This is a genomic window from Micromonospora sp. NBC_00389 (assembly GCF_036059255.1).
In the GTDB taxonomy this organism is placed as follows: domain Bacteria; phylum Actinomycetota; class Actinomycetes; order Mycobacteriales; family Micromonosporaceae; genus Micromonospora.
In genome coordinates, this window is the sequence record NZ_CP107947.1 from 2,427,939 (window position 1) to 2,439,809 (window position 11,871).

Below are 11,871 nucleotides of genomic sequence, written 5' to 3' on the forward strand. Positions count from 1 at the left end.
GGCGGCGTCGCTCAGCGGTCGTGGTCGGCGGGGATGACGTCGTCCAGCAGCTCGGGTGCCTGGGGCTGGCGGGGAGTCAGCTCGACCTGGGCGGGGCTGGCCAGCTCCTCGTCAGAGACGCCCAGCTCGGCGAGCTTGCGGGCGCTGACCAGCACCCGGGCTTCCAGTGAGCCGACCGCCCGGTTGTACGCGGTCACGGCCCCGGCCAGCGACGACCCGAGCTTGCCCACGTGGTCCCCGAGGGTGGAGAGCCGGCTGTACAGCTCCCGGGCAAGCGTGTGCACCGCCAGCGCGTTGCGGGCCAGCGCCTCCTGTCGCCAGGAGTAGGCCACCGTGCGCAGAAGGGCGACCAGGGTGGCCGGCGTGGCCAGCACCACGTTGCGGGTGAAGGCGTGCTCCAGCAGCGTCGGGTCACGCTGGAGCGCCACGTCGAGGAACGGGTCGGCGGGGACGAACAGCACCACGAACTCGGGCGAGCTGTCGAACGCGGTCCAGTAGGACTTGGCGGCCAGCGCGTCGACATGCCCGCGCAGGTGCCGGGCGTGCGCGTCGAGGTGGGTGTCCCGGCCGCGCTCGTCGCGGGCCTCCATCGCCGTGAGGTACGCGTCGAACGGCGCCTTGGCGTCCACCACCACCGACCGGCCGCCGTGCAGCCGGACCACCAGATCCGGGCGGACGACCTGCCCGTCGGCGTCGGCGGTGACCTGCTCGGAGAAGTCGCAGTGCTCCAGCATGCCGGCAGCCTCGACGATCCGGCGCAGCTGGTGCTCGCCCCAGCGGCCCCGCACCTGCGGCGCCCGCAGCGCGGCCACCAGCTGTTTGGTCTCGGTGCGCAGCTCGCCGGAGACCGCACTCATCGAGCGGACCTGCTCACGCAACTCGGCGTACGCGTCGACCCGGTCGTGCTCCAGCTCGGCCACCCGCTGCTCGTAGCGGCGCAGGGTGTCGTGCAGCGGCGCCACCGCCCGGGCCACCGCCTCCTGGGACTGGGCGGTGGCCTCGTAGCTCAACGCCCGCATCGACTGCTCCAGCCGCCCCTCGCCCTCCCGGGTGGCGGTCAGGGTGGCGTCCAGCCGGGCGATGTCGGCCGCCGACCGCGACCGGGCCGCGAGCCAGCCCACCGCCCCACCGGTGCCGAGGCACACGATCACCAGGAGCAGCGTCGAGACGTCCATCACCGGAGCTTGCCAGACGGATACGACGGGACACCCGGGGGTACGTTCGGATACATGGAACTTGTGCTGTGCCTCGCCATCGTGCTGGTGGGCGCGCTGGGCGCTGCGGCGCTCATCCGTACCCAGGCCACCGCCCGTCGGCGCACCGAGCTCGGCGACGCCCGCGCGGAGGCGCAGCGTTGGTACGAGCGCCTCGGCGGGCAGTTGATGAACCTGCACGGTGACGAGCCGGCGGTCCGCCAGGCCCTGTCCGACGCCGGTGAGCGGTACAACGCGGCGGGCTCGCAGCTGGAGCAGGCGCGTACGCCGCACCAGTTCGGGTTGGCCCGGGAGACCGCTCTGGAGGGGCTGGCGTACATCCGGGCGGCACGGACGGCGCTGGGCATCGATCCCGGCCCCGAGGTGCCGCAGTTGGCTGCGGCGCGCGGCGTCGGGCAGCTCACCAAGGAGCGCGAGGTCGACGTGCAGGGGCAGACCTTCCGGGCCGGCCCGCAACCCGGCCGGGAGACGCCCTACTACTACCCCGGTGGCCGGTACCAGGGCCGGCCGGTGCCGTCCGGTTGGTACTCGACGCCGTGGTGGAAGACGGCGCTGGGCGCGGGCGCCGGTGTGCTCGGCGGCATGTTGATCGCCGACGCGCTGTTCTCGCCGGCCTTCGCCGACCCCGGCTATCAAGACGCCGGTGCCGGTGCCGGTGCCGGTGCCGAGCAGGGCGCGGACGGCGGTGACCAGGGCGGCGACCAGGACTTCGGTGGCGCGGACCAGGGTGGCGACGCCGGCGGCGGGGACTACGCGGGCGGCGACTTCGGCGGTGGCGACTTCGGTGGCGGGGACTTCGGCGGCGGCGACTGGTGAGCGTCGCTGAGTGACACGCGGACAGGCCCCGGTCAGCGCGACCGGGGCCTGTCCGTGCCGTCGCTCAGCCGGTGTTGCGCATCCCGGCGGCGATGCCGTTCACCGTGGTGAGCAGCGCCCGCTCCAGGGCCGTGCCATCGCTCGGGGCGCGTCGGCCACCCGGCGCGGTGGCTACCGCCCGTCCGGCGGCGCCGGACTCCCGGTACTGCCGCAGCAGCGCCACCTGAAGGTGGTGCAACGGCTCCAGGTAGGTGTCCCGTACGGCCAGGGTGCGCTGGAGCACCGGCGAGTTCTCCAACAGGGCGGGCGAGGCGGTCACCGCCAGCACCTCCCGCTTGGTCAGCTCGTACTCCTGCTCGATCTGCTCGAAGATCGGGTGCAGCTTCTTCGGCACCAGCGTCTCGACGTACCGGCGGGCGATGCTCAGGTCGGTCTTGGTCAGCATCATCTCGACGTTGGACAGGAACGTGCGGAAGAAGTGCCAGTTGCGATGCATTTCAGCCAGTACGTCCGCCAGCCCGGCCTCCCGGGCGGCGGCCAGCCCGGACCCGACGCCGAACCAGCCCGGCACGATCTGCCGGGTCTGCGTCCAGCCGAACACCCATGGGATGGCCCGCAGCCCGGACAGTCCCGCGCCGGTGTTCGGACGCTTCGCCGGCCGGGAGCCGATGTTCAGCGCGCCGAGCAGCTCGGTGGGGGTGGACGCCCAGAAGTACGCCGGCAGGTCCGGGTCCTCGACCAGCGACCGGTACGACCGGTACGCCGACTCGGAGACCACGTCCATCGTGGCGTCCCAGCGCTCCAGCATCTCCGCCGGCTGTCGGGGGGCGGTGTGCAGCAGCGTCGCCTGAAGCACCGCGGCGAGGGTGAGCTCCAGGTTCTCCCGGGCCAGTGACGGCAGGGTGTACTTGTCGGAGATCACCTCGCCCTGCTCGGTCACCTTGATCGCGCCGTCCATGGTGCCGTACGGCTGGGCCAGGATCGCCTCGTGCGTCGGCCCTCCGCCGCGCCCCACCGTGCCGCCCCGGCCGTGGAACAGCCGCAGGTGCACCCCGTGTCGGGCGGCCACGTCGCGCAGCGCGCGCTGCGCGCGGTGGATCGACCACTGGCTGGTGGTGATCCCGGCTTCCTTGTTGGAGTCCGAGTAGCCGAGCATGACCTCCTGCACGTCACCCCGGGCCGCCACCAGAGCCCGGTACGCGGGCAGCGACAGCAGTTCGTCGAGGAGTTCGCCGCCGGCGTTCAACTCGGCGGGGGTCTCCAGCAGCGGTACGAACCCGATCCGGGCGCGACCGCTGTGCACGTCCACCAGCCCGGCCTCGCGGGCCAGCACCACTGCGGCCAGCACGTCGTCCACGCCCAGGGTCATCGAGATGATGTACGACTCGATCACCTCGGCGCCGAACCGGTCCTGTGCCTCGCGGATGGTGCTGAACACGTCGAACGTCTTGCGGGTCGCCTCGGAGAGCGGAGTGTCCAGGGTGGACAGCGGCCGGCGGCCGGTCAGCTCGTCGGCGAGCAGTTTGGTGCGTTCCAGCCGGGTCAGCGCCGGGTAGTCGGAGACCTCGCCGACGGCCCCGTACAGCTGGGCGAGCACCGCGTGGTGCGCCTCGGCGTGCTCCCGGACGTCCATGGTGGCCAGGTGCAGACCGAACGCGGAGACCGTCCGGATGGTGGAGGCCAACCGGCCGACGGCGGTGAGCTGCCCGGAGTTGCGGGCCAGCGAGGCGCGCAGCAGCTCCAGGTCGGCGATCAGCTCGGCGGAGCCGCGGTAGTCCCGGCCCGGCGTGTGCGCCGTGCCCTGACGAAGCCGCTGCCGGGTGTTGGCCAGCTTGGCCTTCACGCAGCGCGCCTTGAGCCGGTACGGCTCCTCGGCGTTGACCCGGCGGAACCGGGGCGCCACCTCGGGCAGCGCGTCCAGGTCGGCGGCGAGGCTGGCGGAGAGGTCCAGTGACACCCCGCGCAGCCGGCGGGAGACGGAGACCTCGTTGATCAGGTGGTCCATCGCCTTCTCGGTGGCCGCGATGCCGTGCTCGTGCTGGATGGTCAGCACCTCGCGGGTGACCGCCGGGGTGACGAACGGGTTGCCGTCCCGGTCACCGCCGATCCAGGTGCCGAAGCTCAGCGGGCGGGCCGTCGGCGAGGTCTCCACGCCGAGCGTGCGCAGCGTGTCGGCCAGGTCGTCGAGCACCTGGGGGGCGGCCTCGGCGTACAGGTCGCGCAGGTAGTAGATCGCGTTGCGGGCCTCGTCGGTCGGGTCCGGCCGGTCCAGCCGCAGCTCGTCGGTCTGCCACATCAGGTCCAGCAGCTCGGCCAGCCGGCGGTTCGCCGGGCCCTCGTCGCTGGCGCCGTAGAGGATCGCGTTGGCCGTCTCGGTGTCCAGCTCGTCGGCGATGGCCCGCAGCTTGGACAGGATCGAGCGGCGGGCCGCCTCGGTGGGGTGCGCGGTGAAGACCGGCCGGACCGCCAGCCGCCGGGCCGCGGCGGCGATCTCCTCGGCCGGCACGCCGCGCTCGGCGATCATCTTGGCTGCCTGGTCCAGCCAGCCGCCCTGCACGGCGCGGCGGCGGCGCAGGTCCCGGGCGCGGTGCACCTGCTCGGTGATGTTGGCCAGGTGGAAGTAGGTGGAGAAGGCGCGGGCCAGCTTGGTGCCGGTGGTCACGTCGAGCCCGCCGAGCCGCTGGGCGGCCGCCGGGGCGTCGGTGCGTACCTGGGCGCGGATCTCCTCGACGAGGTCGAGTAGCGGTCGGCCCTCCTGGCGGGCCAGCGTCTGGCCGAGCAGGGTGCCGAGCCGGCGGATGTCGGCGCGCAGCGCGGCGTCCGGGCCGTCGTGGTCATGCTGGTCGGTCACGATGCGCTCCTTACGTGAGTACGAAGGACAGCGCTGTCCGACTACCTGGATGGTATCCGCGCAGGGCCGGGTGGCAGGAGGGGCTCTCCGCGTGGTGCGCCGTGACGCGGAACACCTCGGAGATCACTCAACGCCCCGCGCGGGTGCTCGCCCGACGGCCCCGGACCAGGGTCGCGGCGAGCAGCGTGGCCAGCCCGAGCACCACCTCGTCCACCAGCCCAGCCTAGGGCGGCCGTTGTCCGGCTTGCGGCGTTTCGCCGGGCGAAATCCGCTGGCCCCGCCCGCTACCGTTTGATCATGGACGCGCCCCGATATCCCACCAAGCCGAAGCCGGGCGACCGGGTCGCCGTCGTCTCCCCCTCCGCCGGTCTGCCGGCTCTGTTCCCGCACGTCTACGAGCTGGGGCTGCGGCGGCTGCGCGAGGACTTCGGCCTGGAACCGGTGGAGTACCCGACCACCCGGGTGATGGGGGCCGACCCGCGCGACCGGGCCCGCGACCTGACCGCCGCCTTCGCCGACCCGACGATCACCGCGGTGCTCGCCACCGTCGGCGGGGAGGACCTGATCACGGTCACCCCGCACCTCGACGACGACGTGCTGCGGGCCAACCCGAAGCCCTACTTCGGCTACTCCGACAACACCAACGTGCTCAACCACCTGTACCGGCTGGGGATCGTGGGGTACCACGGCGGGTCGGTGCTGGTGCACCTCGGCCGGCCGGGCAAGCCGCACCCCCTCACCTTCGACTCGCTGCGGGCGGCGCTGTTCACCACCGGCTGGTACGACCTCGCCCCGGCGACCGAGTGGGGCGACGAGCCGGGCGACTGGCGCGATCCCGCGACGCTGGCCGACGAGCCGGTGATGTTCCCCGGCGAGGGCTGGCACTGGCAGGGGCCGTCGAGCGTGGTCCGGGGGCGCACCTGGGGCGGCAACCTGGAGGTGCTGCACTGGCTGCTCGCCGCCGACCGGGTCCCTTCGGCGACGGCCCTGGCCGGGTCGGTCCTGCTGATCGAGACCTCGCAGGAGCTGCCCTCCGACACCGAGGTGTACCGGATCCTGCGCAACCTGGGGGAGCGTGGCCTGCTCGGCGGCTTCCCGGCGGTGCTGGTCGGCCGGGCCAAGGCGTGGGACTTCGACCGGCCGCACACCCTCGACCAACGCCGGGCGTACGCGGCGGCGCAGCGAGCCGCCGTGACCCGGGCATGCGCCGAGTACACCCCGGACGCGGTGCTGGTCTTCGACGTCGACTTCGGGCACGCCGACCCGCAGCTGATCATCCCGTACGGCGGGGAGGTCCTCGTCGACGCCGTCGAGCGCCGGATCTCCGTGCGCTACTGATGAGCAATTCGAGGGCGTACCCGATTCTGCGGACGACGGACGTCGACCGGGCGTTGCACGCCGTCGGCCACCTGCTGAGCGTGGCCAACCTGCGCGACACGGAGGTGCAGCTCTGGGCGCGTACCGGGCGGCATTCGGGTCTGCCCCGCTACCTCGACGCGTACGGCCATTGGCTGGGCGCGGACGGGGAGGACCGGATGTGGGCGGAGCTGGCCCGGGAGGACGAGACGGGGCCGCAGGACCCTGCGGATCCGCCGTTCGACGTCGAGGTGGTGGTGTGCGGTCTCGGCCTGTTGGAGGGGCGGCTGGCGGAGGCCGTCGGGCCGGACCGGGCGCGGCTGGACTGGTGGCTTTACGGCTGGCCTGCGGTGCCCTGTCGGGACCTGCCCGGGCAGTTCAAGCACGCGTACGTCCAGTTGGTGCTCAGCGCCGCGGACATCTGGGCCACCGAGCCGGCCGACGAGCACACCGTCTTCGTGCACGTCGGCGCCCAGGAGCGGGAGTTGGCACGCGCCGAGTGGCTGGCCGGGGTCGCTGGTCTGACCGTGCTCGGCCCTGACGTGCATGGCTCGTGAGGTGTCTCCGGTCGCACGCTGGCAAGCGGCAAGAGCTGTGTCGACCGGGACCTCCGCGTCCGCTGGGGCGCCCGCGACGCCGGCGTCAGGCGTCGAGGGTGGCGAAGGCGCGGACCGGGAAGGTGCCCATGCCGGCCACCATCGGTGGGGCGGCGGTGAACCGGAAACCGCTCGGCGGCAGCGCGTCCAAACCGGTCAGGTGCTCCACGATCGGGATGCCGGCGGCGAGCAGCGTGCTGTGCGCCGGGCGTTCACCGCCGGCCGCCGGGCTCATGTCGTCGATGTTGATCGAGTCGATGCCGATCAGGGCCGCACCGGCGTCAACCAGCGCCTGGGCGGCGTCCCCGGTCAGGTGTGGCGCCTCCGGCGCGCCGTACCGCTCGGTGCCGAAGTGCGCATCCCACCCGGTGTGCAGCAGCACCGCGCGCCCGGCTACCTCGTACGGCGCCAGCATCAGCCGGTCCACCGCGCGGGTCCCCGCCGGCACCCGGACCAGCACGCCGGGCAGGTCGGCGAGGCGGTCCAGCGGCACTCCGGCCAGGTCGTCTCCGTCGGACCAGCGGTGGGCGGGAGTGTCCAGGTACGTACCGGTGTTGGCGATCATGTCGATCCGGGCTACCCGGAACTCGGTGCCCGGCGCGTAGTTCGCCCGCGACGCCGCGAAGGTCACCCAGTCGCCGACCTGGGGCCCTGGCCAGCCGGGCAGGGTGGTCATCCCGTCGCTGATCACGTGGCTCAGCTCGACGAGCCGACGGCCAGCGCCGGGCTCACCGACGGTGACTCCTCGGCCGCCCTTGTGCGGTTCTTCGATGATCGTCTTCGCGCTGATCCGGACCTCGGCGACCATCAGCAGCCCGAGGTGCCGGACGAACAACGCGGCCAGGTCCTCGTCGGTGATCTCCCGACCCGGGATGTCCAGCCGGAACCCTTCGGTGCGCAGCCCACCGCCATTGGCGAAGCTCACCTCAGCGTCGAACTGCGCCCTCCACTGCCCGCTCATACCCGAACCTGATCACGACCCCCCGTACCCGTCAAGATCTATATCCGCCCGGTCCGCGGGATCGCGAATCGGTCCGCGCGGGATCACGGGTCTGTCCGCGCGGTCCACGCGGGAAGATCCACACAACTTCAAGGAAGTAGTGGTGTCCCGGCGCGCTGAGGCCACTATTTCCCTGAAACTGTGTGGATCTTGGGCGCGGGGCGCGGGGCGCGGGGCGCGGGGCGCGGGGCGCGGGGCGCGGGGCGCGGGGCGCGGGGCGGCACGGGCTGTGGCGAGTGGCGTGGCGCGGGGCGAGTGGCGTGGGGTGACGGCGCGCGGCGTGGACCTGGGCGGAAGGGGGTGCATGTCGGTGGACGGGGATAGGCTGGTTCTCGTGCACCCCCCGTCCGACCGGACGAGGGGTAGCAGTCGTGTGCGTCGAATCCCCTGGAAGTGATCACATGCTCACCGGTCTGTTCTCCGCCGCCCTGGCCGATCCCGGGCTGACCCGGGCGCGTGACCTGGCGCGCTCCGGTGCCGCCCAGGTCGACGGCCTCGACATCACCGCCCCCGCCGCGCTGCGCCCGTTCGCCGTGGCGGCGGTTGCCGCAGACAACGACGCCGGTGGGGCCGGGCGGCCCGTGCTGGCGGTGACCGCCACCACCCGGGAGGCCGACGACCTGGCCGCCGCGCTGGCCGGGTTGCTGCCGGCCGATCAGGTGGCGGTCTTCCCATCCTGGGAGACGCTGCCGCACGAGCGGCTCTCCCCCCGCTCGGACACCGTCGGCCGGCGGCTGGCTGTGCTGCGCCGGCTGGCGCACCCGGAGTCGGCCGACGCGCACGGCCGCACCGGGCCGCTGCGGGTGGTCGTGGCCCCGGTCCGTTCGCTGCTCCAACCGCAGCTCAAGGGGCTCGGTGACCTGGAGCCGGTGCAGCTCGCCGCAGGCGAGGAGGCCGACCTGGAGGAGGTCGCCCGCCGTCTGATCGACATGGCGTACGCCCGGGTCGATCTGGTCACCAAGCGCGGTGAGTTCGCGGTGCGCGGCGGCATCCTGGACGTCTTCCCGCCCACCGACGAGCACCCGTCCCGGGTCGAGTTCTGGGGCGACGAGGTGGAGGAGATCCGCACCTTCGCCGTAGCCGACCAGCGGACCATCGAGCAGGTCCCCCTGCTCTGGGCGCCGCCCTGCCGGGAGTTGTTGCTCACCCCGCCGGTCCGCGATCGGGCCGCAGCGCTCGCCGAGCAGCACCCGGAGCTGGCGGAGATCCTGGACAAGCTGGCCGAGGGCATCCCGGTGGAGGGAATGGAGTCGCTGGCGCCGGTGCTGGTCGGCCCCGACTCCCTGGAGCTGCTGCTGGACGCCATGCCCGCCGGCACCCACGTGCTGCTCTGCGACCCGGAGCGGATCCGCACCCGGGCGCACGACCTGGTGCGTACCTCGGAGGAGTTTCTCCAGGCCAGCTGGGCCGCCGCCGCGATCGGCGGCCAAGCCCCGGTGGACGTCGGCGCCGCCGCCTTCCGCACCCTGGGTGAGGTGCGGGCCACCGCCGGAAAACTCGGCCAGCCGTGGTGGACGCTGTCCCCGTTCGGCCTGGTCGAGGCGGAGACGGCCGAGACGCGACAACCCTGGGAGGACGCACCCGAGCAGGCCGCCGTCAGCCCCGACGACGCCATCGCGGTGACCCTCTCTGCCCAGCCGGCCCCGCTCTACCACGGTGAGACCGCGCGGCTGGTCGACGACCTCAAGCGCTGGGCCGGCGAGGGCTGGTCGATCGCGCTGGTCTTCGAGGGGCACGGTCCCGCCCAGCGGGCAGTGGAGGTGCTGCGCGACGCCGGACTGGGCGCCCGGCTGGTCGAGGAGGTGCCGACCGCGCCGGTCCCCAGCGAGCTGGTGGTCACCTGTGGGGCGTTGAGCAGCGGGTTCGTCGACGAGGCGTCCCGTTTCGTGCTGCTCACCGGCAACGACGTGACCGGCGGCCGGGGCACCTCGACGCGGGACATGCGCAAGATGCCGAGCCGGCGGCGCAACACCATCGACCCGCTGGAGCTCAAGGCCGGCGACCACGTGGTGCACGAGCAGCACGGCATCGGCAGGTACGTGGAGCTGGTGCAGCGCACCGTCAACGGCGCCAGCCGGGAATACCTGGTCATCGAGTACGCGGCCAGCAAGCGGGGCCAGCCCGGCGACCGGCTCTTCGTCCCGACCGACCAGCTCGACCAGCTCTCCCGCTACGTGGGCGGCGAGCAGCCGACCCTGCACAAGATGGGCGGCTCGGACTGGCAGAAGTCCAAGGCCCGCGCCCGCAAGGCGGTCCGGGAGATCGCCGCGCAGCTGATCCAGCTCTACGCCGCCCGCAAGGCGTCCAAGGGTCACTCGTTCGGCCCGGACACGCCCTGGCAGCGGGAGTTGGAGGACGCCTTCCCCTGGCAGGAGACGCCGGACCAGCTCGCCGCGATCGACGAGGTCAAGCGGGACATGGAGCAGACCGTCCCGATGGACCGGCTGATCTGCGGCGACGTCGGCTACGGCAAGACCGAGATCGCGGTCCGGGCGGCGTTCAAGGCGGTGCAGGACGGCAAGCAGGTGGCGGTGCTGGTGCCGACCACGCTGCTGGTGCAGCAGCACTACAACACCTTCGCCGAGCGGATGAGCCAGTTCCCGGTGGAGATTCGGCAGCTGTCCCGGTTCCAGACCCCGAAGGAGACCGAGCGGACGCTGGAGATGGTCGCCGACGGCACCGTCGACATCGTGATCGGCACCCACCGGCTGCTCCAGACCGCCACCCGGTTCAAGCAGCTGGGTCTGGTGGTCGTCGACGAGGAGCAGCGCTTCGGCGTCGAGCACAAGGAACACCTGAAGACACTGCGGGCCTCGGTCGATGTGCTGAGCATGTCGGCCACCCCGATCCCGCGCACCCTGGAGATGGCGATCACCGGCATCCGGGAGATGTCCACCATCGCCACGCCGCCGGAGGAGCGGCACCCGGTCCTCACCTTCGTCGGGGCGCAGGACGACCGGCAGGTGGCCGCGTCCATCCACCGTGAGCTGCTCCGCGACGGGCAGGTCTTCTACCTGCACAACCGGGTCGAGTCGATCGACCGGGCGGCGCGGCGACTGCGGGAGCTGGTGCCCGAGGCGCGGGTCGCGGTGGCGCACGGCCAGATGGGTGAGGACGCCCTGGAGAAGGTCATGGTCGGCTTCTGGGAGAAGGAGTTCGACGTCCTGGTCTGCACCACGATCGTCGAGTCGGGCATCGACATCCCGAACGCCAACACCCTGATCGTGGAGCGGGCCGACCTGCTCGGCCTGGCCCAGCTGCACCAGATCCGCGGCCGGGTCGGCCGGGGCCGGGAACGGGCGTACGCCTATTTCCTCTACCCACCGGAGAAGCCACTCACCGAGCATGCCCATGAGCGCCTGGCCACCATCGCCCAGCACACCGAGTTGGGCGCCGGCATGTACGTGGCGATGAAGGACCTGGAGATCCGGGGCGCCGGCAACCTGCTGGGTGGCGAGCAGTCCGGGCACATCGAGGGGGTCGGCTTCGACCTGTACGTGCGAATGGTCGGCGAGGCGGTCTCCGCGTTCAAGGGCGAACGGCCGGAGGAGGAGGCGGACGTCAAGATCGACCTGCCGGTCGACGCGCACCTGCCGCACGACTACGTGAGCGTGGAGCGGCTGCGGCTGGAGATGTACCGCAAGCTCGCCGAGGCGCGCGACGAGGAGCGGCTGCGCGAGGTGGTCGCCGAGATGACCGACCGGTACGGCGAGCTGCCGGCACCGGTGCAGAACCTGGTCGCGGTGGCCCGGTTCCGTCTGCTGGCCCGCCGGTATGGCCTCGCCGACGTGTCGATGCAGGGCAAGCACGTGCGGTTCGGGCCGCTGCCGCTGCCCGATTCCAAGCAGCTACGGCTGAAGCGCTACCACCCGGACGCGGTCTACAAGCAGGCCACCGACCAGGTCAGCGTGCCCCGTCCGAGCACCCGTCGGGTCGGTGGTGAGCCGCTGCGAGACCAGGCGCTGCTGGAGTGGTGCGCCCAACTGCTCTCCGATGTGCTGGGCGCCCCCGCCCCGCTGGCGGTCGCGGCCGGGTGAG

Annotated in this window: 7 protein-coding genes; 4 read left to right on the forward strand and 3 right to left on the reverse strand. The window is 72.6% G+C overall.

What is annotated here, in order from left to right; all coding sequences use genetic code 11:
- Positions 1 to 11 precede the first annotated feature (11 nt).
- Positions 12 to 1,175 (reverse strand): DNA recombination protein RmuC, encoded by a 1,164-nt coding sequence (locus tag OG470_RS11695; protein ID WP_328423557.1) that lies wholly within the window; start codon positions 1,173 to 1,175, stop codon positions 12 to 14.
- A gap of 54 nt (positions 1,176 to 1,229) precedes the next feature.
- Between OG470_RS11695 and OG470_RS11700 the strand changes: the two genes are divergently transcribed.
- The gene (locus OG470_RS11700; RefSeq protein ID WP_328423559.1) at positions 1,230 to 2,030 is read left to right on the forward strand and encodes a hypothetical protein; all 801 of its coding nucleotides are present in this window, start codon (positions 1,230 to 1,232) and stop codon (positions 2,028 to 2,030) included.
- 64 nt (positions 2,031 to 2,094) lie between these two features.
- Here OG470_RS11700 and ppc read toward each other — a convergent pair whose 3' ends face one another.
- Positions 2,095 to 4,881, reverse strand: a complete 2,787-nt coding sequence (gene ppc, locus OG470_RS11705; RefSeq protein ID WP_328423561.1) for a phosphoenolpyruvate carboxylase — start codon at positions 4,879 to 4,881, stop codon at positions 2,095 to 2,097.
- Positions 4,882 to 5,178: 297 nt separating this feature from the next.
- Between ppc and OG470_RS11710 the strand changes: the two genes are divergently transcribed.
- Positions 5,179 to 6,219 (forward strand): S66 family peptidase, encoded by a 1,041-nt coding sequence (locus OG470_RS11710; protein ID WP_328423563.1) that lies wholly within the window; start codon positions 5,179 to 5,181, stop codon positions 6,217 to 6,219.
- On the forward strand, positions 6,219 to 6,794 hold the full coding sequence (locus OG470_RS11715) for a hypothetical protein (protein WP_328423565.1): 576 nt from the start codon (positions 6,219 to 6,221) through the stop codon (positions 6,792 to 6,794). The genes OG470_RS11710 and OG470_RS11715 overlap by 1 nt, the downstream gene beginning before the upstream one ends.
- An 85-nt stretch (positions 6,795 to 6,879) precedes the next feature.
- On the opposite strand, the gene OG470_RS11720 is transcribed toward OG470_RS11715, so the two are convergent.
- Positions 6,880 to 7,794, reverse strand: coding sequence for a cyclase family protein (locus OG470_RS11720; RefSeq protein WP_328423567.1), 915 nt, complete (start codon positions 7,792 to 7,794; stop codon positions 6,880 to 6,882).
- 440 nt (positions 7,795 to 8,234) lie between these two features.
- Here OG470_RS11720 and mfd point away from each other — a divergent pair, with 440 nt between their 5' ends.
- Positions 8,235 to 11,870, forward strand: a complete 3,636-nt coding sequence (mfd, locus tag OG470_RS11725; protein WP_328423569.1) for a transcription-repair coupling factor — start codon at positions 8,235 to 8,237, stop codon at positions 11,868 to 11,870.
- The last annotated feature ends 1 nt before the right edge of the window (position 11,871 follow it).